The organism is Nicoliella sp. ESL1113 (assembly GCF_058509245.1).
The window spans coordinates 30,076-53,844 of the sequence record NZ_CP196388.1 but is presented as its reverse complement, the minus strand read 5'-3'; the positions used below and the strand labels follow the sequence as shown (position 1 = coordinate 53,844).

Annotated in this window: 31 protein-coding genes; 15 read left to right on the top strand and 16 right to left on the bottom strand. The window is 39.0% G+C overall.

What is annotated here, in order from left to right; all coding sequences use genetic code 11:
* The first annotated feature begins 3 nt into the window (after positions 1 to 3).
* Together ACSYTJ_RS07110 and ACSYTJ_RS07105 are read left to right on the top strand one after the other, a co-directional pair.
* Positions 4 to 1,200 carry a hydantoinase/carbamoylase family amidase gene (locus tag ACSYTJ_RS07110; protein WP_491720189.1) on the top strand — a complete coding sequence of 399 codons (1,197 nt, stop codon included), beginning with the start codon at positions 4 to 6 and terminating at the stop codon, positions 1,198 to 1,200.
* 10 nt (positions 1,201 to 1,210) lie between these two features.
* A complete protein-coding gene (locus ACSYTJ_RS07105; RefSeq protein WP_491720188.1) occupies positions 1,211 to 2,419 on the top strand; it encodes a dicarboxylate/amino acid:cation symporter in 1,209 nt (402 codons plus the stop codon).
* Positions 2,420 to 2,697: 278 nt separating this feature from the next.
* Here ACSYTJ_RS07105 and ACSYTJ_RS07100 read toward each other — a convergent pair whose 3' ends face one another.
* From ACSYTJ_RS07100 to ACSYTJ_RS07075, 6 genes are all read right to left on the bottom strand, one after another.
* Entirely contained in the window at positions 2,698 to 3,456 is a 759-nt protein-coding gene (locus ACSYTJ_RS07100) for a hypothetical protein (protein WP_491717348.1), read from the bottom strand.
* 227 nt (positions 3,457 to 3,683) lie between these two features.
* Entirely contained in the window at positions 3,684 to 4,118 is a 435-nt protein-coding gene (locus ACSYTJ_RS07095; protein ID WP_491720187.1) for a GNAT family N-acetyltransferase, read from the bottom strand.
* Between the two features lie 112 nt (positions 4,119 to 4,230).
* A complete protein-coding gene (locus tag ACSYTJ_RS07090; RefSeq protein WP_491717350.1) occupies positions 4,231 to 4,869 on the bottom strand; it encodes a VTT domain-containing protein in 639 nt (212 codons plus the stop codon).
* Positions 4,870 to 4,972: 103 nt separating this feature from the next.
* Complete coding sequence (locus ACSYTJ_RS07085; protein ID WP_491720186.1) at positions 4,973 to 5,686, bottom strand: class I SAM-dependent DNA methyltransferase; 714 nt, start codon at positions 5,684 to 5,686, stop codon at positions 4,973 to 4,975.
* Between the two features lie 204 nt (positions 5,687 to 5,890).
* Complete coding sequence (locus ACSYTJ_RS07080) at positions 5,891 to 6,220, bottom strand: branched-chain amino acid transporter permease (protein WP_491717352.1); 330 nt, start codon at positions 6,218 to 6,220, stop codon at positions 5,891 to 5,893.
* On the bottom strand, positions 6,217 to 6,909 hold the full coding sequence (locus ACSYTJ_RS07075) for an AzlC family ABC transporter permease (RefSeq protein ID WP_491720185.1): 693 nt from the start codon (positions 6,907 to 6,909) through the stop codon (positions 6,217 to 6,219). The genes ACSYTJ_RS07080 and ACSYTJ_RS07075 overlap by 4 nt, the downstream gene beginning before the upstream one ends.
* Positions 6,910 to 7,008: 99 nt before the next feature.
* Here ACSYTJ_RS07075 and ACSYTJ_RS07070 point away from each other — a divergent pair, with 99 nt between their 5' ends.
* The 5 genes from ACSYTJ_RS07070 (at position 7,009) to ACSYTJ_RS07050 (ending at position 12,370) form a co-directional block, all read left to right on the top strand.
* A complete protein-coding gene (locus ACSYTJ_RS07070; protein WP_491720184.1) occupies positions 7,009 to 8,409 on the top strand; it encodes an aminotransferase-like domain-containing protein in 1,401 nt (466 codons plus the stop codon).
* A gap of 106 nt (positions 8,410 to 8,515) precedes the next feature.
* Complete coding sequence (locus ACSYTJ_RS07065; RefSeq protein WP_491720183.1) at positions 8,516 to 8,725, top strand: helix-turn-helix transcriptional regulator; 210 nt, start codon at positions 8,516 to 8,518, stop codon at positions 8,723 to 8,725.
* Positions 8,712 to 9,260, top strand: coding sequence for a DUF3278 domain-containing protein (locus tag ACSYTJ_RS07060; protein ID WP_491720182.1), 549 nt, complete (start codon positions 8,712 to 8,714; stop codon positions 9,258 to 9,260). Before ACSYTJ_RS07065 ends, ACSYTJ_RS07060 begins: the two co-directional genes overlap by 14 nt.
* Before the next feature lie 161 nt (positions 9,261 to 9,421).
* Positions 9,422 to 10,396 carry an alpha/beta hydrolase fold domain-containing protein gene (locus tag ACSYTJ_RS07055; RefSeq protein WP_491720181.1) on the top strand — a complete coding sequence of 325 codons (975 nt, stop codon included), beginning with the start codon at positions 9,422 to 9,424 and terminating at the stop codon, positions 10,394 to 10,396.
* 18 nt (positions 10,397 to 10,414) lie between these two features.
* On the top strand, positions 10,415 to 12,370 hold the full coding sequence (locus tag ACSYTJ_RS07050; protein WP_491720180.1) for a S53 family peptidase: 1,956 nt from the start codon (positions 10,415 to 10,417) through the stop codon (positions 12,368 to 12,370).
* A gap of 60 nt (positions 12,371 to 12,430) precedes the next feature.
* On the opposite strand, the gene ACSYTJ_RS07045 is transcribed toward ACSYTJ_RS07050, so the two are convergent.
* The 3 genes from ACSYTJ_RS07045 to ACSYTJ_RS07035 form a co-directional block, all read right to left on the bottom strand.
* The gene (locus tag ACSYTJ_RS07045; RefSeq protein ID WP_491720179.1) at positions 12,431 to 13,303 is read right to left on the bottom strand and encodes a DMT family transporter; all 873 of its coding nucleotides are present in this window, start codon (positions 13,301 to 13,303) and stop codon (positions 12,431 to 12,433) included.
* Between the two features lie 143 nt (positions 13,304 to 13,446).
* Positions 13,447 to 13,737 (bottom strand): hypothetical protein, encoded by a 291-nt coding sequence (locus tag ACSYTJ_RS07040; RefSeq protein ID WP_491720178.1) that lies wholly within the window; start codon positions 13,735 to 13,737, stop codon positions 13,447 to 13,449.
* A gap of 25 nt (positions 13,738 to 13,762) precedes the next feature.
* The gene (locus tag ACSYTJ_RS07035) at positions 13,763 to 14,818 is read right to left on the bottom strand and encodes a hypothetical protein (RefSeq protein ID WP_491720177.1); all 1,056 of its coding nucleotides are present in this window, start codon (positions 14,816 to 14,818) and stop codon (positions 13,763 to 13,765) included.
* 175 nt (positions 14,819 to 14,993) lie between these two features.
* On the opposite strand from ACSYTJ_RS07035, the gene ACSYTJ_RS07030 reads away from it, so the two are divergent.
* The gene (locus ACSYTJ_RS07030) at positions 14,994 to 15,644 is read left to right on the top strand and encodes a hypothetical protein (protein ID WP_491720176.1); all 651 of its coding nucleotides are present in this window, start codon (positions 14,994 to 14,996) and stop codon (positions 15,642 to 15,644) included.
* 71 nt (positions 15,645 to 15,715) lie between these two features.
* Here ACSYTJ_RS07030 and ACSYTJ_RS07025 read toward each other — a convergent pair whose 3' ends face one another.
* The 5 genes from ACSYTJ_RS07025 to ACSYTJ_RS07005 all read right to left on the bottom strand — a co-directional run bounded on the left by ACSYTJ_RS07025 (position 15,716) and on the right by ACSYTJ_RS07005 (position 16,995).
* Entirely contained in the window at positions 15,716 to 15,964 is a 249-nt protein-coding gene (locus tag ACSYTJ_RS07025) for a hypothetical protein (protein WP_491720175.1), read from the bottom strand.
* Positions 15,965 to 15,981: 17 nt separating this feature from the next.
* Positions 15,982 to 16,200, bottom strand: coding sequence for a hypothetical protein (locus tag ACSYTJ_RS07020; protein ID WP_491717364.1), 219 nt, complete (start codon positions 16,198 to 16,200; stop codon positions 15,982 to 15,984).
* Positions 16,201 to 16,212: 12 nt separating this feature from the next.
* Complete coding sequence (locus ACSYTJ_RS07015) at positions 16,213 to 16,455, bottom strand: hypothetical protein (protein ID WP_491720174.1); 243 nt, start codon at positions 16,453 to 16,455, stop codon at positions 16,213 to 16,215.
* Positions 16,456 to 16,464: 9 nt separating this feature from the next.
* Positions 16,465 to 16,680, bottom strand: coding sequence for a hypothetical protein (locus ACSYTJ_RS07010; RefSeq protein ID WP_491720173.1), 216 nt, complete (start codon positions 16,678 to 16,680; stop codon positions 16,465 to 16,467).
* 72 nt (positions 16,681 to 16,752) lie between these two features.
* Positions 16,753 to 16,995: a hypothetical protein gene (locus ACSYTJ_RS07005; protein WP_491720172.1), complete on the bottom strand. Its 243-nt coding sequence runs from the start codon at positions 16,993 to 16,995 to the stop codon at positions 16,753 to 16,755.
* Positions 16,996 to 17,241: 246 nt separating this feature from the next.
* Between ACSYTJ_RS07005 and ACSYTJ_RS07000 the strand changes: the two genes are divergently transcribed.
* Complete coding sequence (locus ACSYTJ_RS07000; RefSeq protein ID WP_491720171.1) at positions 17,242 to 17,826, top strand: helix-turn-helix domain-containing protein; 585 nt, start codon at positions 17,242 to 17,244, stop codon at positions 17,824 to 17,826.
* Between the two features lie 81 nt (positions 17,827 to 17,907).
* On the opposite strand, the gene ACSYTJ_RS06995 is transcribed toward ACSYTJ_RS07000, so the two are convergent.
* Positions 17,908 to 18,849: a phosphoglycerate dehydrogenase gene (locus ACSYTJ_RS06995; protein ID WP_491720170.1), complete on the bottom strand. Its 942-nt coding sequence runs from the start codon at positions 18,847 to 18,849 to the stop codon at positions 17,908 to 17,910.
* Between the two features lie 151 nt (positions 18,850 to 19,000).
* On the opposite strand from ACSYTJ_RS06995, the gene ACSYTJ_RS06990 reads away from it, so the two are divergent.
* The 6 genes from ACSYTJ_RS06990 (at position 19,001) to ACSYTJ_RS06965 (ending at position 22,872) form a co-directional block, all read left to right on the top strand.
* Entirely contained in the window at positions 19,001 to 19,672 is a 672-nt protein-coding gene (locus ACSYTJ_RS06990; protein WP_491717370.1) for a hypothetical protein, read from the top strand.
* A gap of 87 nt (positions 19,673 to 19,759) precedes the next feature.
* Positions 19,760 to 20,041, top strand: coding sequence for a hypothetical protein (locus tag ACSYTJ_RS06985; RefSeq protein WP_491720169.1), 282 nt, complete (start codon positions 19,760 to 19,762; stop codon positions 20,039 to 20,041).
* Positions 20,042 to 20,104: 63 nt separating this feature from the next.
* A complete protein-coding gene (locus tag ACSYTJ_RS06980) occupies positions 20,105 to 20,782 on the top strand; it encodes a response regulator transcription factor (protein ID WP_491720168.1) in 678 nt (225 codons plus the stop codon).
* Positions 20,775 to 21,872, top strand: a complete 1,098-nt coding sequence (locus tag ACSYTJ_RS06975) for an ATP-binding protein (RefSeq protein ID WP_491720167.1) — start codon at positions 20,775 to 20,777, stop codon at positions 21,870 to 21,872. Before ACSYTJ_RS06980 ends, ACSYTJ_RS06975 begins: the two co-directional genes overlap by 8 nt.
* Complete coding sequence (locus tag ACSYTJ_RS06970) at positions 21,872 to 22,393, top strand: hypothetical protein (RefSeq protein ID WP_491720166.1); 522 nt, start codon at positions 21,872 to 21,874, stop codon at positions 22,391 to 22,393. Before ACSYTJ_RS06975 ends, ACSYTJ_RS06970 begins: the two co-directional genes overlap by 1 nt.
* 269 nt (positions 22,394 to 22,662) lie before the next feature.
* Positions 22,663 to 22,872 carry a CsbD family protein gene (locus tag ACSYTJ_RS06965; protein ID WP_491720165.1) on the top strand — a complete coding sequence of 70 codons (210 nt, stop codon included), beginning with the start codon at positions 22,663 to 22,665 and terminating at the stop codon, positions 22,870 to 22,872.
* 61 nt (positions 22,873 to 22,933) lie between these two features.
* Here the strand turns inward: ACSYTJ_RS06965 and ACSYTJ_RS06960 are convergent, their stop codons facing one another.
* Positions 22,934 to 23,548 (bottom strand): cadmium resistance transporter, encoded by a 615-nt coding sequence (locus ACSYTJ_RS06960; RefSeq protein ID WP_491720164.1) that lies wholly within the window; start codon positions 23,546 to 23,548, stop codon positions 22,934 to 22,936.
* Positions 23,549 to 23,769: the final 221 nt, after the last annotated feature.

The window sequence follows — 23,769 nt, the reverse complement described above, 5'->3', positions numbered from 1 at the left end:
GTCATGGTGATGAAAGGAACGCTTAATTTAAACGATTGGTTAGACCAATTTACTGTTGATTCCGATGAAGGACAACACCGATTGGTTTATGATGAATACTGGATTGAAAATCAAATTCGGTTGATTCACTTAGGACAGCGACTGGGTTTTAAGGCGACCGTTGACATGGTTGGAAACGTCTTTTTAGACTTCATCGGGCAAACGGATTCGGTGATTGCGGTTGGTTCCCATATGGATACGGTCGATCATGGTGGTAAGTATGATGGACTATATGGCGTTTTGGGTGGATTAAAGGCGATTGTTGATACAGTATCCAAAAATGGCAAGCCGAATAAAACGCTGCGCTTGATCTCATTTAGTGAGGAAGAGGGGAGTCGTTTTCCCGCTACTTTTACGGGTTCGAAATACTATGTCAATAAAACGCTTCCGCCAAAATTAGTCGATGCAAATGGGACTAGCTTTGAAGCTGCTAGAAAAAAGGCCGTTGAGCAATTGACTAGTCAACCACAAGTTACTTTGCGTAATTGTGAGTTACCTGATGCTTTTACGGAATTGCACATTGAACAGGGTCCCCAATTAGAAAGAACGAACGCATCGATTGGGTTAGTAAATTCGATCGTTGGGCAACGGCGCTATACTGTGGATATTAATGGACATGCTAACCATGCTGGAACGACACCGATGCAGGGGCGCTGTGATGCGCTAAGAAAAGGGTGTCATCTAATTGATTCGATTTATCAATTGGGTAATCGTTTTAAACAACCGTTCGTTTTGACGATTGGTAAAGTCATGAACCACCCCAACGTTAGCAACGTTATCAGTGGACAGTTTAGCTTTACGATTGATTGCAGGTCTGATTCTGAGGATCAACTGGATGATTTTGAATCCCGCTTAAATGAATTAGTTAAAAGGCAGCGTGAAATCATCGATCGTTATTTACAGGTTCCTGTTACCCAGTTAAACCGTCAGCTTCTAAATGTTAACCAAGATTTAGCGCGTCAATCTGAAATCACATTTTTAGAAATGGCATCTGGAGCAGGACATGATAGTCAGATAATGAGCAAGGCCGTTGCGACTGCAATGGTATTTGTTCCCAGCAGTAATGGAATTAGCCATCGTCCCGATGAGTTTACAGTCGCTGCTGATCTAAATGCGGGGGTACATTTCTTATCGATGATCTTACAAAAACAAGCCTATTAGGAGACTGAAAATGAAGTTGAAACAGAACTTAACCCTGAAAATTCTTCTGGGAATGTTGATTGGAATCTTAATTGGTGGAATTGGTGGTTCCAAGGTGGCGTGGTTACAAATATTTGGTGAAATTTTTTTACGCCTTCTTCAAATGATAGTAATCCCACTGGTAACTTGTTCGGTAATTTCAGCTGTGGGCCACTTTTCCGTCGGTCAGTTTCGTAAGATTGGAATGCAAATGGTGATGATTTTTCTAGCCACCACGATTGCTGCAGCTGTGGTTGGTTTATTAGTCGGGTTACCAATTAGGTTGAACTTGAACCTAGCAAGTCACGCCAGCGGGTTGGTTCATAAACAGTCGCCTTCGATTTCCGATACGATTCTATCATTTTTTCCGCAGAATATTTTTGAAGCTTTAAGTGCCGGTCAGGTCATTCAAATCACGATTTTTGCAATTATTTGTGGATTTACAATTATGCGAATCAATCGTCGGGGGCAATTCGATTTAGTCTTGGGTGCGATTGATAAGTGTAATCATATTTTGATCGAAATGATGAATACAATCCTAATTGGTGCGCCGCTGGGGATTTGCTCTTTACTAATCGGTAGTATTGCAACCAACGGGATAAAAATTTTATTCCCGCTATTGATGTTTATTATCATCTATGCGGTTGCTGTGATTTTATTTCTGATTGGTTTGATCTGTATTTGTAGTTTTAAAACACAGGTTTCGCCATTGAAAATTCTTTTGAAGTGTTCACGAATCATTCTAATTGCTGCGACTACGGCATCATCAGCCGCAGCATTACCAATGGAAATGCTTGATGCCAATAAACGTCTCGGCATCGGGGAATCCGTTCGCGAATTGGTCCTACCATTAGGAATGACCTTGAATAGTAATGGCTTATCCATGTATCTAGGGTTAGCAAGTGTTACGATGTTGCAATTATTCGGAGTCCCGTTGACGGTGGGCATCGGATTGAAGATTATCATGGTATCGACGCTGGCCTGTCTTGGGACGGTCGTTATCCCAGGTGGTGGATTGGTATCCCTGGCAATCGTTTTACCAACCCTTGGTCTACCAATCAGTGGGGTGGGCATCATTGCTGGAGCCGATTGGTTGATCGGTATCTTCAGGACCATCTTAAATGTGATGGGTGATGTTACAACCTCAATCATGATTGCTAAGGATGATCATTCCATTGACTTAGACCGATTGAAAAATTAGTAAATGCAAATAAAAAAGCTGCGTCGTAGTTGATGTGTGCCCTAAAGTTTGTACATTAATATATTTTTTTCCTAGGCGGAAAGTTCTTGGTATTGAACCAAGGACTTTCCGCCTAGTTTTTGTAATTTAGATTCTTGATGTTAAAAGAAATAATTTCTCCAGTCACTTTCATGATCTTTTAGCACTAATGTTGGCCACACAAAAACACCCCTAAATTTTTTACAAACTTAAGGGTGTAGTGCTTAATATTTAGGATGAAATGAAAAATAAAAACATTCTTATTTTTGTAGGATCCCACAAGCTTCTTTAACAAAGTTTTCTGCTTGTGGTGAATCTGGCAATACAAAAGAAACTCTAGGATGATTCATAAAGTTGGTTAAAAGGTCAAAATGCCATTCATAGTTATCTGTGCTATTTATTTCACTATTAGTATATGCTGTTCCAACAGCATTACCAGTATTTCCATTAGCGTAAGCAACACCAAATGAATTGGATGAACCAGTAGAATGGGAACCGGTATGTACTCTTTCCCGACTTACTTCTTTTATGCAGTCTCTATTATAGACAACTAGTAGTGAATTATCAGCATCGAAATATATAACTATATCTTGATTATAGATAATACATTCTCTTTTAACTCTGAAACTTCTCCATGGTCCTAAGTTAAAATAATTAACTAATGGTTGAATAAAAGTATCTGTGTGCTGGTAACTAACGTTTGTAAAATGATTTTGAGCACGACTGTTCTTATCAAGCGCTGCATTAAAAAATGGTCCACGTCTACTTAAAAGAAAGGAAGCTATAAATAACAGTATTCCCGCAAAAGCAGTAAGTAAACTAGATGAAGCTACTAAAAAAATACCAATGATTGAAAACGCTACAGAAGTCGCATGATAAGAACTGCTTTTACGTTTATATTCCTTATATGCGATCGACCATCTATTGTTAGCCTCTATCCCTGGTTTCCAATGATATATATCTGGTAAACCAGTAAATGAGTACAAGTCCCATTGACCTGGAATATTAACTGATGACATAAGAATACTATCCTTTCCAATATAAACATTTGATATATTATAGTATATCATAATTATATTAAGGAATTAAATTAAAAAAGATTTTGCTACCCCCAACCGTATGTAAACGCTTCATTAAAACAATAAATCTTTAAAGTGATTTTTAAAAACATAATTGAAGTGGTTAATCATGAATTATGGAAAATTATTATCATTAGTCTCAGTAAGTCTTTTATGGCGTAGCGCTTTTAGTCTTTATGCCATTTCATTTGATACCTTACTTCGTTGGTGGCTTCTTCAATGAACTGCCCCTTGATCACGAAATCGTTTTGTTCATAGAACATAATGGCAGTGGGGTTCTTTAGGTACACTGAGGTACTAATCTGGGCAACTTCAGCTTTACATTGATTTAGTAACTGGGTAGCAATGTCTTGTTGGCGAAAATTTTGATCAACGAATGGACCGATCAGCTGGTCATCTAAAATTGCTGCGCCTCCAATGATCTGCTCATCCTTAATAGCAACGTAAACGGTGGCTGCCAAAAGTTGTTTTCTAATCGGACTGTAACGATTCATCCAGTAATCACTGCCGGCAAAGGCGTTTGCTGCCAAGTTACTGGTAAGCCAAATTGACATGATGCGCTTTAGTTGCGCCTTAGTAGTTTGGTTGATTTTAGTGATCATTTTTTAAAGCCCCCAGTTAATATCTTAATTATCATTATATGCTAGACAACTGTTGACTACAATTAAAAGCGGCCCCCTTACTACTTGCTTAAGGGGACCGCTTTTCTGAATGTTATTTCTTTACTTTTTGGCGAATCAAGCCAATTAATGCTGGGATTAATGAAACCACGATGATCCCCAATACGACTGCTGAGAAGTGCTCTTGAATGAACGGGATGTTACCAAAGAAGTAACCAGCCCCACAACACAGCAATACCCATGCGAATCCGGAGGTAACGTTGTAAAAGATGAACTTTTTGTAATTCATCTTCCCGGTGGCCGCAATGAACGGCACCAGCGTCCGTAAGATTGGGATGAAGCGGGCTAAAAAGACCGCCGCTGCACCGTGTTGATCAAAGAATTGGCGCGTACTATCAAGGTGGCTGGGCTTGATGACTTTTTGAACCCACTTGTGGTCCAGTAATTTTAAGCCGACCTTCTCACCGACCCAGAAGTTGATCGAATCACCAACAATGGCGGCGATTAGGAAGATTGCGATAAAAATCCAGATGTTCAACGAATAACTAGCGTTAGCAGATAGCGCGGCAGCTGCGAACAGTAATGAATCCCCTGGCAAAAATGGCATAATTACCGCTCCAGTTTCCAACAGGATCACTATGAATAAAATGAGGTAAGTCCAGTTACCAAACGTGTTAACGATATTGATAATGTGTTGATCAATATTTAAAATAAAATCAATTAAAGCACCCAAATTAATACTCCTTGTATAATTAATAATTATATTCTAACAGAATGATAATCAATAAATTTAGATTGGGAGTTTAATTTATGAAAAAATCAATAAATGCCTTTGATTATTGCTTTTGACCCATGATTGCTACGTAACCGCCACTTCTAAAACCCGCAACGGGTTCTTCAACGAAATCATTAGTGTAGAGTGGATTGGCAAGGAGGGTCTGTTGGGTATTAACGTTTATTAATTGCAACTCGTTTTCAAACAGTGCCTTTTTATCCCGTGCGGTCCATGAATAAAATGAACCAGTCAGTTCAACGGGGTAGGGGTGTGCTGGTGCAATCGCACGCAGGTATTTTGAATCGTAGCTGCCTTCGCTTGACGCGATGTGATAAAGCATTCCGTATGCACTTTCTAACGGGATGTCAAGTGAAATAAAGCGTCCGCCTGGTTTTAAAGCTTTAAGGCAGTGTTGATATGCGAATTTGAGGTCCTTAATATAGCTCGAACTGCCGTTGAAATAGATCACATCATAAGTATCCGCTGGTAGCTCGACGGCTTCGGCAGTACTGATCGTAACGTTTAGTCCCCGTTTTTTTGCGATTGCTGCCATGTCTGTGGATGGTTCAATCCCATCAAAGAGTGGCAACGAGTAGTGGCGATGGAGGGCGTCTTCAAACAACCCGCTCCCACAGCCGATCGAAAGGACGCGTTCGGTGGCCGCCCCTGTTAAGGTAGCCTTCAATAACTTTAATTCACTTAAAAAGACCTGTTGATTGGCCATGAACCATTGATCGTATTCAGTTGCATAGCCGTCAAAAATTGCTTTATGCATTTCATAAAACCTCCAAGAAATTAATACTTGGTGAGTTCAATCGACACTTTGGTTTTCGCTTCCCTACGCGAGCATTGTCTCACAGGTTCGAAGGGTTCCAAAAAAGGTCTCAGTCAAAAAACTCCCCTAGCAACTTTAATTATAGGGGAGTTTTGGCAAAATTGCATATTAAATTGAATTGACGGGGCGATTAATCTGATGATTTTAAAAATGCACAAAGTTGACCAATACAATATAGGTTGCCGTTCCCGCTAAGATTGAAATCATCATGTTCTTCTTCCAAAAGTGCAGCCCCAGCGTGACCGCCCCAGCAATGATGCCAAAGAGCGTTTCTTGGTTAACATTTATAATTTGATCCTTATAACAATAAATCACTAAGATGCCCAAAATGGCTGGAGGCAAATAATCACCCAGGTACTTGACGAACTTAGGGGTCGGTTTATTTTCGGGAAAGACGAAGAACGGCACGAACCGCGTCGCCATTGTGGTGATTGAGGCAATCGCGATTGTTAAAATTTGTTCAGTTAAGCTCATTTTGCCACCTCCCGTTTGTACTTCACCTGTAAGATAGCCACCATTACAATTAAGCTAACCAATAAGAACCATTGGGATCCGAAGATAAATAGTGCCAAAAAGGTGACGACTAGTCCAGTAATGGTACTAAAATGACTCTTTTCGTTCATGAATTGATTAGCAAATAGGACCAAGAATAATGCAGTCATCACAAAGTCTAATCCGGGCAGCTTAATGGTGATCAAGCCACCTAAGACGCCCCCTAAAAAGGCACCAAAGACCCAGTACGCATAGTCTAGGAGGGTGACGTAGAACATAAATTCCTTATGGTCAATATTTTCTGGGACCTTAGTCGCATAGTTGATGGCGAAGGTCTCATCACACATCCCAAAGACCATGAAAATCTGTTTACGACCGGTCCTGCGGTACTTTTGTAACATTGAGATCGCATAGAACAGGTGGCGCGAATTGATGATGAACGTTAAAAAGAACACTAACCAGGGGTTGAATTTGCCCAATAGTAGGTTGGCAATCACAAATTCAACTGAGCCACCGAAAATAGTGGCAGCCATTAACGTTGGGTATAGAAAATTGAAACCGCTTTGGTGCATGTAAATTCCGTATGTAGCACCCAAAAAGATAAATCCCGCCATGATCGGGATCGTTTTTTGAAACGCAAATTGAAATGATTGATTTTTCAAGCTAATCACGTCCTTAATTATGTTTATATCCGATTATAAGAACATAAGTGAGTACAATCAATGCTATAATTGTACTCATTACAATTTTAATCGAAAGAAGCGAACGACATGTCGATCAATATTTTTACTGATTACCCGCTCAGTTGGCGTCCCGACCGTGCGCAATTGAAACGGCCCTACTATCAATCGCTAGTTATCCAGATGCAACAAGCCATTGATAACGAAAACCTACTACCAGATACTAAGCTGCCACCGCAACGTGAATTAGCAGACTTTTTAGACATTGGCTTTGCGACGGTTACCAGGGCCTATAAGTTGAGCCAACAGTTAGGGTTGACTTATGGAATGGTGGGCCGTGGTACCTACGTGGCTAAAAATGTGCACGGTCTGCAGACCATTTCAAGAAACGATGCCCAAAATATTAAGGAATTAGGCTTTAACGCCTCCTTTGAGAACAACAACGGCCTTTTAAAATCAACAATTGAGGAAGTCGCCAATCAGAACAACCTAATTGATTTATTGAACTATGATGAACCATCGGGGATGTTAAAGCATCGGTTGATTGCTAGCCACTATCTGGATCAAGTTGGGATGACGGTCAATAAGCAAAATACGATGGTTATTTCGGGTGGGCAAAACGGCCTAACTGTAATTTTAATGAGCCTCTTTAATAGCGGCGATAAGATTGCGGTGGATCAATTCACCTATGCGAACCTAATTGAGCTTGCTCGGATGCGGGGAATCGAGTTGATCCCAATTAATGGGGATGAAGCGGGGATGTCCGCCCAATCATTAGCCCAACAATGCCGCAATAAAAATATTAGTGGTGTTTATTTAATGCCAGATTATAGCAACCCGACCACGATTACGATTTCTGAACAACGGCGGGCCGAACTGGCGCACGTAATTGCAACGCAAGGACTCATTTTGATTGAAGATGATTACCTAAACTTTTTAAATTTATACCGAACCAAACCGTTGACGAAGCTAAGTAACCTCGTCCCGAACCAAAGTGTTTACATCTGCAGCATGTCCAAATCGCTAGTTTCAGGATTACGGGTCGGCTTTATCCGAATGGCCAATCAATTTAAGCAACCGCTTGAAAATGCGATCTTCAACATCAATGTGAAGACGTCTGCTTTGGATGTTGAAATTGTGACTCGGGCGTTACAAAACGGGGTCGCTGGTAAAATTATGCAACGCAAACTGGATGCGGTTGTGAAAGCCAATACAATTTTTGATGAAGTGTTCGCAATTCCAAAAGTTTCCAATGATTACCGCTTCTTTAGGATCATTAAAGTTGATCGGGCGTTTTCTGGCAAGCAGATGGAAGAGACATTCCTGAAAAGTGGTATTCGACTGTTCCATTCAGATAAATTTCTGGTGGGTTCAGAAGATGAGACTGCCTTTTTGCGGGTCTCGTTAACCTCTTTAGAAAGTGGAGAAGAACTGCACGCCACCTTAGTGAATTTAAAACGAATATTATTGATCAATGGGTTTATTAAATAGTGGATATTGATATTCAAGATAATTTTAGAATTGACATATTAATTTTTTAATGTAATATATAAATTACATAAAGGAATATATATGTTACCTGAATGGAGTAATTGAAATGGATAATAGGGTAAAAATAATGCGAATGACCAGGGGACTCCAGCAAAATGAATTGGCCAAAATGGTGGGGATCTCACGGCAGACGCTGAGTTTGATCGAAAAGGGGCAGTACAACCCGTCCTTGAAGCTATGTATTCACATTGCCAGGGCGTTGCGGACTGATCTGAATAGTTTATTTTGGGAGGAAAATAAGGATGAAGCAAAATAATGAGTCATTATACATGCGATTTTTAAAACAATTTTACGGGATTCAGGGGCCGCTGGATGAGTATCGGGAAAGTGCAATTAATAAAATCGGTAATCGGTCATTTTTGTTTTTATTTAGCTACCTAAGCCTTGAAACATTCATCACTAGTTTATTGATTTTTACGGTTGATGCGAAAGTGCTATTATGGATAATTCTAATTACTAACTTTTTAGTATTCTTGGGAATTTGTATGCATACGGCCCGCCAAGTATCCAAATTAAGGTTAGATCTGGTCGAAGTGGATAGCAACGATGAATATCGGCATTTAATCCAAAAAGCAAAACGTCGGATAATCTGGTCAACGATTTTATTTTTCTTAGTGGGGCGGACGACATTTATTTTAATGGTTATTTTTGATCCATATAACCATCGGTCCATTTTCAGCTTAATTTGGGATCTAAGGAGCAATTTAAGCATGCTAGTTACTTCAATATCTGTCTCTCTTTCCATTTATTGGCTTCAAAAACGAAAAATTGATCGTGATAATCAAGAATAAAATGCTGATGAACAGCCATGCAATGATTCATTGCTTGTCAGAATGTTGCAAACCGATGATCTTGGTTGGTTCAAAAAACTCCGAAGTGGGTTAAAATATAAGTAAACTTGATTGGGGATGTTGTAATCAGCATCCCCACTACATAATTGGAGCTGGTCGAATTGAAGCACATTAAAATCATAACTAGTAGCGCTTTAATCACTTTGGCCGCTGAAGAGTTAATTGCACGGCATCATTCACGGAGCTTTATGGCCCAAGTGGTTCGCCATTTTCTCCCCTTTATTCACGCAGTGCCATCGATTCAAACGGCGGCTGATTATCAACTTGCCCTTCAGAAGAGTAAGCAACCTTATTTGCTACCAACGTTAATTAAAAAGACTTACCATGTTCATAATTATAATGGTGCTAGTGATGTTTTGGTGATCAATCCCAGTCGTCTTAGTAATCCCAACCAAGTCGTTTTTTATTTGCATGGTGGCGGTTATTTTGGGCAACCGTTTCCGCAACACTTTCAATTAGTTAATAGGTTGGCAAACCAACTAGGAAGTCGGGTAATTATGCCCATTTACCCGAAAGCACCTGCTCATGATGCGCTTGATACAGTGGCGATGGTGATGCGAACTTATCAACGGGTTCATAAAAGTGAATCAGCTCGAATCATTTTAGTTGGTGATTCTGCAGGTGGTGGTTTGGTGTTATCATTAATGCAACAACTGCGCGACCAACGCTTGCCACTACCTGAGCGGGCCGTTTTGTTATCGCCCTGGTTGGATGTTTCGAATACGAATCCCAAGATGCTTGCGGTTCAACCCTATGATCCAGTGTTGAACCTAGCGAACTTAACGCGACTCGGTCGTATCTATGCTAAATCGGTTGAGACTACTGACCCATTAGTTAGTCCCATCTATGGAAGCTTAGATGATTTACCGCCCATTTTAACAATCACTGGCACTGCAGATATTTTGGCACCTGATGCTTTGAAATTACAGCACTTAGCTGATATCAATCGTTGGGCGGTCTTTACGAATAGTTATCATGCAATGAATCACGACTTTATCTTATTCCCAATTCCAGAAGCTAAGCGCGCTTTGACAGAGATAACTGATTTTATAAAAGATGGTGAATTAAAATTTTAATGAATGGTGGAATGAATAATGAAGATTAAATATGGGCACCCTTTGCTGAAATTTTTATTTACCTTGTTAGTGGGCCTAACTATCGATAGTGTAAATGGGATCAATGTGAATGCTAGTAACGCTAAACCTATTTATCGAAATGTGAACCCCAATCAAGAACAAACGGTAACAATCGGCTTGAAAAATCACAATAATCAACAACTGGATCGTTTTATTTACCAAACCGTAGATCCCAAGAGTAAAAATTATCGCAAGTATTTAACTCCCCAACAATTTGGTCTTAAGTATGGTTTGTCTGATCGAAAGGTGGCCGTGGTTGAAAAGTTCATGGCTAAGAATCACTTGAAATCAGATACCTATCCAGGGCATTTATTAATGACTGTTACTGGAAAAACGAAGGATCTGGAGCGGACCTTTCACTTTAAGTTAAGACAAACAACGAATCAAAAGCATAATTATCAAATTGATTCTGGCACTGCCAGGGTAAAGCAATCAATTAGTAAATACGTTACGTTCATCGATCAGCTCGGTTTAAGGATCCCCATTACCGATAATAAGACTAATCCTAGTAAGCAAACGCTTAGTACGTTGGATAAAATAAAGGATTCAAACATCAGTGATCGTTCTTATAGGAAATTCGGTCGTGCTTATGATACTGGTTCATTATATGCAAAGGGGAGTTATGGTCAGAAGCAAACGATTGGAATTATTAGTGATAGTAATTTTAAAATGAGTGATGTTTCCGCATACCTCAAAAAACAAAGGGTTGATTCTGACAATGAACGGATCAAAAGAGTCTACGTTAATAAGCAACTGGCCAAAGATAAGGGCGATAGAATGGAAGTAACGATGGACGTTGAGCAAGCTAGTGCCATTGCTCCTAAGGCAAATATCAACGTCTATTTAGGAAACGATAATTACTCAGGATACTTTCTTACTTCGTATGCAACAGCCATTGCTAAGGATAATGTGGACGTGATTTCCAGTAGTTTTGGGCTGTTAGAAAACCAGTTGGCAAATAGTAGTCGGAAAATTAAGGGTGAAACTGACCTATTGGAAATGCTGTTAAAGCAAGCCGCTGCTCAGGGAATTACTGTATTTAACGCAGCGGGTGATAATGGTGCTTATGGATTTGCGATGGGCAGCAAAGAACGGGGCGTTTTTCTTCCTGCTTCTTCACCGTACGTTACTGCAGTTGGTGGGACGACATTACCATTTAAAAATGTTTCATTTTCGGATGCATTCGGTTTTACGCCCACTACAGGGAATCGATCAGTCTCATTAGCTCATGAATCAACTTGGAGCAATACGACTAGTTTGAGTTATTTATTTGGCGGGAAATTTGTTGCTGAACAGCTTCTTCAACATCTATTGTCAGCGGCTAAGACCGATAAAGAAAGACAAGCCGTTGAACAGGTACTCAAGGATGCATCAGATAGTAAAATTGATTCAACCTATCTTGCCAATGTTTTCCTTGGTGGCGGGGGTGGGTTTAGTGCCTACTTTAAGCGACCAGATTATCAAGTTGGCATCAGTGGTGTGGGGACTTATAACGCTAGACAATACGTTGACGTCACCAAGGGGGTATTAAATGCTAACTCGCAGTTAATAACGGGGCATGCAAGTGGCAGAAACGTGCCAGATATATCTGGAAATGCTGATGTTTTAACCGGTTATAATATTTATATTGACGGTAAGTATGATCCATCAGGGGATGGGACGAGCGTTGTGACTCCTCAAATGGCTGCAATGGCAGCGGTGATTAATAGTGCACAAAATAAACGGATGGGTTTTTGGAACCCGCAAATTTATCGGTTTGCTAAGACAGCGACATCACCGTTCACACCGCTGAATAGTACTGATGATAATAATCTTTACTATACTGGGCAACCAGGTAAAATTTACAATCAGGCTAGTGGTCTGGGGACGGTTAATTTTACTAAGTTAAACGCCGCGTTCTCAAAAGCGAAATAAAATCATAACTGAATCTGTCATAATTAATATAAAACGCCCCTTATGACATAACCAGGTTAGTTAATCATTTCGAGCAAGTAGGATACTACCAATAATCATAAATATTAAAGCAAAAATAAAATTGGCAGTAATGTTTTCTTGGAATAATAGAAATGAAATTCCTACTGATATAAATGGAGCAATCGCATAGTATGCACTAGTTTTGGCAGCTCCAATGTATCGTTGGGCCATTATATATAAAACAATACTAATCCCATATGCAATAAAACCAAGGCAAAGGGCGATTAGAATGGTGGTTAGATTAGGGATTTTTTCCTTTAGTACTGGAACAAAGAAGAGACTCCCAATGCCTACCCCCATCCCCTTAGCAACTACGACTTGGAGTGGGTTTCGATCGGATAACACTTTGGTAAAATTATTTTCTAATCCCCAACAGATCGTTGCAATGATTGCTAGAATTGATCCTAACGATATACTAAGGTGTGCCGCATCATTGATACTTAACATGATGCTAGCGATGGTAATAATAAAAATTGCTAGTGCAGTGAGCTTACTAATTTGTTCTTTAAAAAATAGCAATGCAATTATTGCAGTAGCAACAATTTCAAAATTACCAAGCAGTGCGATATTGGAAGAAGAGGTTAATTGCACTCCAATATTCATTAAAATGCTAGCCGCAATATTAAATCCGATTACTGCAATAACACTTGGAATATCAGAAATCATTAATCGAGATCCGAAGTCCATCTTGGTGGGCTTTAAAATTAAAAGTAAAATGAGTGTGCCAATTCCAGTTCCCAAGTATAAAAATGCTGATAAATATGCTGGTGGACAGTTTTTGATTATTAACTTAGCGATTGGCGGGTACAATGCATATAGTGATGCTGAGCCAATTGCATATGTGATTGCTTTAGAGTTTTTAGTATTTTTCATTTGATTTATCCTAACTGTTTAGTAACTTGAGTTTATTTATATCCAATAGTCAATAAATATAACATTTATCGCAAAATATTTATTTAGTTAAAAATGGATACTCAAGGGATTTGAAACGTCCTTGAGCATCCATTTCTTCATTGTTATGCAATTTCTTTAATCTTTAAATGAATGTTAGCTTGACCACCGAAGTGAAATCCATATTGTTGAAAATCTACTAGCATTTCAGGCAATTCCTTTTTAGTATTGAACCACCATTGAAGGCGGTATTGGATTCCTGGATATGTCCATTCATTTTCTTGAAAAGTAACGTGGATAAGGTTTTGATTATTGGTGTGGTACATTACTTGGGATGTTTGATTCTTTAAATTTAATTTTAAGATTAGGAATGGTAAGTCACCGATTGAAAAAGTGAGTTCAACGTTATCAGTCATTTTTAGATTCCCTTCTTTTAAATTATTAGCTGTTAGATATATCTTGATAGAGGGCTTTCAATTGGGGATGTTGAAGCATTTGTTTGAAAGTAATGATCTTCATTTTAGCGAAGTTTTTATATGGGACGTCTTCAGACTGAATTTGATCGTTTAGAGCGGCTAGATCAGCATTGACCGCTGCCATGTTAATTTGAAATGGTTTGAAGTGGTGGGTGGTTAAGAATTCTATTTCAAATCCCAGTACGTCGATCGTTTTAGCTGTTCCACTGAGCATCGATGTTTCCTGTTGGATCATGTCCGATACGTTAGATTTTACTTGCATTTCATGAAACTCTGGATCATCATCAAAACTGTATTTAGCTTCGAAGCCAGGCGTCCAACTGGGTAATCTAGCACAACGACCATAGTCCATGTTCAACGGAATGGTTTGGTTAGTTTTGAAGTTTTGGATAACTGTAAAATTGCCAGGGTTACCAATCCGATCCGAATTGCCAGTTAAAATATCAAATCCAGTCTCTTGAACCAAAAACTGCTTTGCAAGTGGTTCATCCATTCCCATTTTAACGAACTGTTTGGTCAAATTATCCAATCGCGTCTGGGCATCTTGATCATAAATTTCATTCGCAAAATATTTTTGATCAACGAATCCATGTTTTTCATCATTTCGGATTCCCAAGTTCAATTCAAATTCATAATCGTTTTTGAGAAAGTTTTTGGAAAGAGTCCCGTGTTCCACCTGTTTACCGTTAGCAACGGGTTGATACCGATAGTCAACGAACCGTCCGTTATAAGGTTCAGGTTGAATGTGACGTGCCAAGCAGCTAACCATGGCCTCAGCGACGGCGGAATATTTATAGTCATATTGATTTTCCCAACTACCATTTTGGTTCGGAGTCAGTGCGTCTAATTTTAAGAATGGTTCTCGCGTGGGGGCATCTGGAAACTTCAGCGTGCCCTTCTTTTGCATCCCCGAAACGTGTTGTTTACCGAATTGAGTGGGATCATCAATGATCAACAATTGATGGTTATTATCATCATAATGAGTCGTAATTGGCTTTAAGGTCGGATTGCGTTCAACCATGAAAAACATCCCTTCTAATTGATTATTGGTGGCTTAAAAAGTAAGTATAATTATATAATATAATAATTATATGGTTTTAGAAATTATAATACAATTTAAGCAATTCTGATTGACTTTTTTATAATTATATTATAAGTTTAATATGTATTAAAATTAATTTTGGAGTGATATACATATGAAATTTAAAAAGAATTTATCAGTATTGTTGGCTGTGACAGCATTAAGTGGCTTTTCTGCCCAAATGATTAGTTCGTTTAATCCAAATACCGTTCACGCTGCTAGTCAAAGTAGTAAATCCTTAGTTACTAAAGTTTCCTTAAAGTATGATAAGGCAATTCAGCTCAACCTTGCTACTTTTAGTGATGCTTATGATTACACAATTAAAGTTCCTAAAAATAATGATAATTTGTCTAGTTTAAGTCCAAAGTACCCTAATTCCTTTAAGGGCCTTAGTCAGGCTGCTGCTGGATTAGTAAAGAATCTTAATAAAACGATGGATAAATATGTTAAAGGCGACAAAAGTACCAAACCAAAGGAAGATTTTGTTGGCAGAAGTCAGGCGGTAGTTGGCTTGTCAAATGCTGTTGATGGTGCACATAGAGGGGCGTTACCATTAATTAAAAATAAAATTAATCAAAAGGATTATAAAAAGCTTCAATTAATTCATTCAAAAATTATTAAAGATTTTAGTAATAAGAAAATAGAAAAGGAAGTTTATGCTGCTGATAAACCTAGTAAAAAAAGATATGCGATTATTACTCGTGATTGGGAATTATCAAAATCATATCTAACTGAACTTTCAAAAGTGTTTGCGAAGCTAAAATAAAAAAACAGGACCTGGTTTTAGACCACGTCCTGTTTTTTATTTGCATTCAAAAAATAGTTTACAGCTCATTATTAATCATCTGGTTCTTCTAAAATGTATTCATTGGGACCTAACTGCTTAACTTCAATGTTCCAAAGTGGAGTGAAAATGATATCTGAACCACTAAACTCAATGATTAATTGCGGGTCATCATAAGCAGTGATCGTATCATCGGTGGGGATGGTAAGCATAAATAAGAGAGTATTATCCTGCTGATCATAAAAGTAAACCATCGAATCTTGGTAATAAAAAGTTTGATTGTTAATCGTTACATTTTGCATCGCTTTTCTCCATATAACTAATCTAGCATTTCAATTAGATAATGATTTTCAGTTTCTTCAAAAATATTGATGAATTTTTCGGGATGAAAAGTTAATTTGCCATCGATAATATCAATCACTAATTGAGTTTCTGAATTATGAATGAATGCAATTCTTTCATTATTGAAATCTGCAAAACAGGTGGTTTGCTTTTCGTTATATTTAAATAAATAATTGTTAATTTGAGCTATTTTCATTTGTTATCCCTTTTACTTCAAGATGATTTGGTATTGCAAGGTGGCCGTTCTAACTATTTGCACTTCGGCATCAACCGCAGATTCTGTGGGAATCGAAAACGCTAGCTGTTCGTTCACTAATTCAACTTTTAAAATCACATCTGCATAATGATAATCTAAAAAAATAATTTTGCTTAAGTCTTTATTAGTAACAATGTTTGCGCTGCGTGAATCAAATTTAATTTTAAACTTACCAATCGAGACTTCTTGCTCCATTTATTTCTCCTATTGATTTTTAATGATTTTGTACTTTTTGGCTGCTAGTTTTTGGAATGAGACCCCATAACGTGGCCTTAAAATTAATTGATCATCCTTAACACTAATATGAATCATGACCTCGTTTTGAGTTTTGAAAAAAACCAGACTATTTTGGTCGATCATGAATTCTGGGGTCCCTGGTTCAAATTCAAATTGGTAGCCATTAAATAAAATTGGTTGCATGTCTGATACCGATCCTTTAACTTTATTTTGAGCAAAAATTTAATTTAATTATACGGATTTCATTCAAAAATGTCAAAAAATAGTCGTAATGGATGCGATCCAAAATAGGACCGCCAAGCCAAGGAACCAAATGTTATTGTTGCTCTTATCATAAACGAATCTGCCGTAGCAAAATGAACCAGTAAAAAAGAGGGTAAAGAACATAATATTGAACAATGTCGATTGAATTGATAATGAAATGATGGTGAATGGAATGATAATCATCGTTAAACTGATTACCGCAACGCCAAAGGAAAATGAATTTTTTCTACTCATGATAATCACCTCTATTTGAATTACTGATGGTTTGATAATTATCAATATAACTGAGTTGATTTGAATAGTAAATACTACATTAATCTTTCTTTACGAACTAAATACTAAATTAATTTTTATCAATCAAAAAAATAATTTGACCTTTAAAGCCTGCTATATCAACATGTCAATGATTCTTTGCTTGCTATCAATTTGAGTTTTAGTAATAATATCGTTAATAATGAAATGACTTTAGGAGGAATCAGCATGAAATTTGGGGAACGACTGAAAAAGCAACGCATCGCAATGGGCCTGACCCAAGCCGAGGTGGCACAGCGTTTTTCGATTACGCGGCAAACCGTTTCCAGTTGGGAAAATGAAAAGAGCTATCCAGATATTGATAGTTTGGTGAAATTGAGTGATTATTACCACGTTTCGTTGGATACGTTATTAAAAGAAGATACGGGGATGCGTGATTATTTGAAGAAGGCAGACGTCAAAATGGCATTAAAACCGATTTTATGGGTGCTGCTCTTAATTGATTTCTTCTTTACGGCCGTAATGATTTGGAATCAATACTGGCCAATCAACAACGGCCACGTCCTAAGACTCATCATCATCATCATTTCAATGGCGGTCGTATTTGCCCTGGCTAGGCTTCGGAAGTTTTATAATTCACTATCAATTGAATCTAACAGGCCGTTTAGTAAGAAAATGCTAGCGGCAATTGTTATTTTAATGGTGAGCATGGGCATCTTTGGGTTGCTCAATGATGATTACTTTTTGATCGGGATAGCAAGTGGGGGCATTGGAATGGTGATTGCACTCGTTGTTGAATCAAAAAATAATTAACAATGGAAACTGCATCCTAAAAAATGGTTCTTAGCAGCTGGAGGTTGGACTTCGGTTGTTAGGAACCATTTTTTTAATGCATTACTTGACGGTGTTTACCGGAGTGAGCGGTTGTTTGCCATCAAACACGTTTAAAATATTATCCAACGCATGGTTAGCCATCTGTTCCCAGGCTTCCTTGGTGTGGCCAGCACAGTGCGGAGTAATGAAAACATTATCCAATTCACGCAGTGGGCTATCCATCGGTAGTGGTTCTTCATCATAGACATCCAATGCCGCCCCAGCAATTTCATGGTTTTTCAACGCCGCAATTAAGTCATCCTGGTTGACCAGTGGACCACGGCCTAGGTTCAACAAGTATGCGGATGGCTTCATCATTTCAAACTGTGGTTTGGCGACTGTGTTGATGGTCTGCTTGGTGGCGGGCAGGTGCAATGAGATGTAGTCGGCCCGCTTAAAAATCTCATCCATTGAGACCATTTTGCCGTATGGTGATTCACGCGGTGTCCGGTTATAAATCAAGGTATTCATATCGAAGCCCGTTGCCATTTTAGCGACATCTTGACCAATGTGTCCATAACCGATGATGCCTAACGTCTTATGGTTAATTTCGGTCGCCATTTCGCGTTGTCCGTAGCGGTCGTTCCCCTCGCGCATCTCTTTAGAAATATTGTAGGAATCCTTAGACAGAATTAGCATATCGTTGATCACGTTTTCAGCGACCGCCTTGGAATTACCACCTGGTGCGTTGGTTACCCAGATTCCATGGGCAGCAGCAACGTCGATATCAATGTTGTTATATCCGACCCCCTGGCGCGCAATGATTTTTAGGTTCGGCATTTGGTCGAACATGGTGTCTGGAAATGCCCGTGCCATTAAGATGATGGCATCGACATCTTGAGCCTGAGATAAGATATCTGCTGGCTTTTGACTGGCTACCACGACTGGTTCGATTCCGTGGGCCTTGATTCTTTGATCAATGAATTGATCAATGGTAGGGGTTAATAAAATTTTTTTAGCCATGGCGTGATTCCTTCTTTACAATTTTTAAAGTTAATTATAAGTGAGAACTAGATTAAAATACAGTTAATTACCTTTGCTTTTAATTGAATTATCCTTTTAGTGATATTTTGCTATACTAATAATAGTGATAATCAATTGAAAGGATAGTTCAATGTTTAATCAACTACTGGAAAAATTAAATTTAAAGCGCCACGTTAATACTAAATCCGATCAAGTTGCGTTGTTCAGCGTCTTCAACACGATCACAAATGCCTTGATCGCGATTTTTAAAATTGGTCTGAGCATCTTTTATTTATCAACTTGGTTTTTTATCTTCGGCATCTACTACTTCGTTTTATTTGTGACCAGGGTGTATTTTCTGCGTCGTTACACCCAGATTCGGCTCCAAAGAATATCGGGAGTGCAACGAGCGGCCAAGGAAACTTTTTACCTCCGTGAGGGTGGGGTTCTATATAGCTGCTTGGGTCTGATCTTAGCAGCAATCTCTGCTTATATGTATACCCGTGCTAACAATGAGTCGTATAGTGAAATCGTGGTGGAGCTAATTGCGTTAGTTGGCTTTATTAAACTCATTTCATCAGTGATTGGTTGGTTCAAGGCCCGCAAGTTAAATAGTCCGATCATCTTATTCTTAAAGTCGCTCAGCATTGCCGATGGCTTGGTTGCAATCGTGATGACCCAGTATGCAATTCTTTCGTTCAAGCATTCACCCAGTGCGTCTTCTGCAACTGGGTTGTTCGGCATTTGTATTGGAGGATGCCTGTTTCTAATTGGGGTCGTGATTTTAGTGCGGAGTCATTTTTATCGAAAAAATGGATTTTAACATTTCAGCAACATTTGATTAACATTTCATCAATAAGTTCCCGCTAAACTATGGTTTGTAAATTAATAAATTAAGGGAGCGAGTTCGATGGAATTTGTAGTTGGAATAATTGGATTGATTTTAGGAATTGGTGTTGCCTGGCTATTTTTATTAGTCAGTGCACGGAGTAGTTTTATGTTATACCCGATTGCGGGGGTGTTCGGTGGCTTAGGGTCACTTTCTGCCGATCAACTCTTAAGCTACGGACCGACTTTGCTGGGAATCATGATTGTACCAGTCGTGGTGGGAAGCATTGTTTTAGCGTTAGTTGCAATTTGTGGCTTTTACCTTTTTAAAAGAGCCTTTTTGAAATTACGAGATCATGATTAAATAACGATTGGCTCTTCAATCCAATTGGAGAGTCAATTTTTAAATGCAAGGAGAAAAATCAAGATGTTAAAAGTATTAGTGGTTGAAGATGATGAAAACTTCAACCAAATCGTTTGTCAGTATTTACGGGAGAATCAATTTATTGCAGTGGGTTGTTTGAATGCTTTGACTGCCTATGATGCAATGTATGATCAAAATTTTGACTTAATTATTACCGACGTAATGATGCCTGATGTTGACGGGGTTGAATTTGCCCAGACGATTCGTGGAGTCGACGAGCAGATTCCGATTTTATTCGTAACCGCTCGGGATGATTTTAAGACCAAGCAGGATGGCTTTCGAATCGGAATTGATGATTATATGGTCAAACCGATCGATATTGACGAACTGATTTTACGCATTCACGCGATTTTAAGGCGTTCCCACATTGCTCAGAGCCAACAGGTTCAGTTGGGTGGATTTCTAATGGACGCGGATTCGCGTTCGGTGACCTATCAGGGTCAAGAGGTCGCAATGACGGTGCGTGAATTTGACATCCTATATAAGCTACTTTCGTATCCGAACCGTGCATTTTCGCGAGCCCAACTACTAGATGAATTCTGGGATATCGATTCATCCAGTAGTTTAAGGTCGGTCGACGTCTACATTACTAAAATTAGGGACAAGGTCAAGATGGTCGGTGAATTCCATATCAAAACGATTCACGGACTAGGTTATAAAGTGGTGATGAATAATGGGTAAGCATAAAAAATGGACCACGCGGGGCCGATTGAACCACAACCGCTTTTCATGGTGGGAATACCTAATAACTTTAATATTGTTCGCCGTTGTCGGGGGGCTTCCAGGAATCCTGTATACTAAAGACATTGAACAGGTCTTTCATAATCAATACGTGGGGTGGTATCTACTCTATTGGATATTGGTGGCGGCCATTTTTGTTACCTTTATTACCATTCGAAAGTATCTGAAGTACGAAAAACCAGTTAACAAATTAAGCACCGCCGCTAAAAAGGTTGCTGATGGTGATTTTTCGGTCTACTTGGCACCAGTCCACAGACCGAGTCAGTATAATTATATCGACCTACTATTTGAAAACTTTAATCAAATGGTGGCTGAATTGGGTTCGACCGAGACACTGAAGAATGATTTCATCAGCAACGTCTCCCATGAGTTTAAGGCACCACTGGCGGTGATTCAAAGCTATTCCAAGCAGTTGAGCCGCGATGATTTAAGTGCAGCGCAACGGCAGCGAGCGGCCCAAGCAATCGGGCAGGCAACGGACAATCTCTCTTCGCTAGTAACGAACGTGTTGCGTTTGAATAAGCTAGTCAACCAGTCGATTAACCAAAAATGCGCCGAGTTTGATTTGACTCGCCAACTAGTTGATTGTTCATTGGATCTTGAAACCCAGTGGTCAGTCAAAAATATTCAGTTCGAAGTGGATCTTTTGAATGACTACCCAATTCAATCTGATCAAGAGTTGCTGGCAATCGTTTGGAACAACCTCTTAAATAACGCGATTAAGTTCACCCCGCAAAACGGGCGGATCAAGTTGAAACAAACGGTTGATGATAACGGGGTCTTGGTAACGATCAGTGACACTGGAATTGGGATGGATCAAAAAACGGTCAAGCACATTTTTGACCAATTCTACCAGGGGGATGCGTCGCACTCTAAGTTAGGCAACGGGCTCGGCTTGGCAATGGTCAAACAGATCGTGACCATGTTGAACGGGACGGTGTCCGTAAGTAGTAAGGTGGGGAGTGGAAGCATCTTTACGGTCTGGTTACCGCAACGACCAATTAATGAAGGGCCTCAGGAGGGACGATAATGAAATCAAACGAAGACTACGTTAACTATGAATACCACGAAGTAGTGGTTCCCAGGCGGATGCTTGACCGCTACTTAGATGATTACCCGAACTTCGGTTGGGTGATCATTCAACAAACTGCTTACCGGGCTTCGATCGACCGAGTGCTCATTAAGATGAAACGAAACCGCAACATTAACAATAAGGCTGAATTAAGGCGGCTGCAAAGCAAGTTTGAATTCGGCATCGACCAGTTAAAAAAATTGCATGTAAAGCAGGTCCTAACGGCCACGATCATGGCAATGCTGATTGGCGTCCTCGGGACCTGCCTAGTTGGCATCGGTTACCTAGCGTACCAAAATTCTGGGTTAACACTAGCCCTGGTCATTGGCGTTCCTGGAATAGTACTGTGGACGCTACCGCCAATTATTAAGCGGCGGATGGTGGCGAATGCAAAGCGCCGCTTAGAATCACAATTTAATCAGGTGTATGATGTTATCGATGAAACTTGTAAAAAAGCGCACCGTTTAGCGAAAAATTAACGTTATCGACTTAGTCAGTTTTGACTAAGTTTTTTATTTTCAACTAAATGTTAAATTGAACCTCGTTAATGACCTTGAATCAATGGCGCAATTACTTTACTACTGATTTAGGCAAGCATGCTAAGAGTGATTTTATTGTTGAATGGCAGTAAAAAACGTGCAAAGCAACTGAACCTATTAAAAAAAGATTGAACACATGAGCATATTACGTTACTTTTTATCAGAATGAATTATAATGAAGGCATATTAATATTTGAGGAGGAATTGCAATGAGTTTAGAAAATGAAAAAGATAAATTAAAGGGTAAATTTGACGAAGTCAAAGGCAAAGTCAGTGGCGATAAAGTTGACGAAGCCAAGGGGAAAGCAGAAGGTTTCTTAGGCAAAGCTAAGGACTTTGTTGATGGCGAAGTTGATAAAGCCAAGGAAAAATTTGGCTCAAAGGACGATCAATATAGTGACCAAAGCGACAAAAACTAATTTAAATTTAAAAAACTGACTAGCGCAGCAAATGGGTTAGTCAGTTTTTTATTTGGCTTTTTTAAATAATGAGCTCAATTAAATGGTTGATCGTGTTAGCTTCAATTAGGATGAATCCACCGATTCCAATATAGACAACTGCCGTGAAAAGATCGCCATACTTAGCTAGTATTCTTGCCACAACTTTGATTTTGACAAATACTAACCCTAGTAAAAAGAAGATGGTAAGCATGACGAAGAAGGTCATTAGGATTATTATTATTTCACTCCAATGGCTAATTTGAGCAAAAATGGGGACGTAAATACCAATGTTATCAGCTCCACAAGTGGTAATGGTGATGATGATAACACTTAAGATCAAATTATTTTTAGAAAGGCGTTTAGTCACCTGTTCCTGCTCGTTATCACCATCCAGGTGAATTAGAATATAAAGCCCAATTAAAATTGGGATAATTCCTAATAATCCCAGCATCCACTCTTCTGGAAGGAAGCGTGAACTGAGTGAAAAGAGTAAACTGATGCTAATTAAAAAGATGGTCCCGATTAGGTCGCCCAGGTAAACCTTGATTCTTTCTGATGGTTCTGAATAGAACGTGAGGACGGTCATTAAAATTAATAGGTAGTCAACACCAGTGGAAATATAGGCTGTAATTCCAGTAAAAATTGCATTTATCATATTCAAGCTCCTTCATATGTTAATTAATTCATATGTAAAGATTAGCATATGAAACCTAAGTTGTAAATAAATTGTTTTCAATAATTTCTTACATTAACTAAAAAATAAAGATGTTTCTAGTCCTACGGTCGATAAGCTTGGCACTGGGCAAGCGATAAGGACACCCAGGTGATTCTGATCGTCCGTACTGCTGGTTGCATCCGCAGCATCTTGTTGGAAGA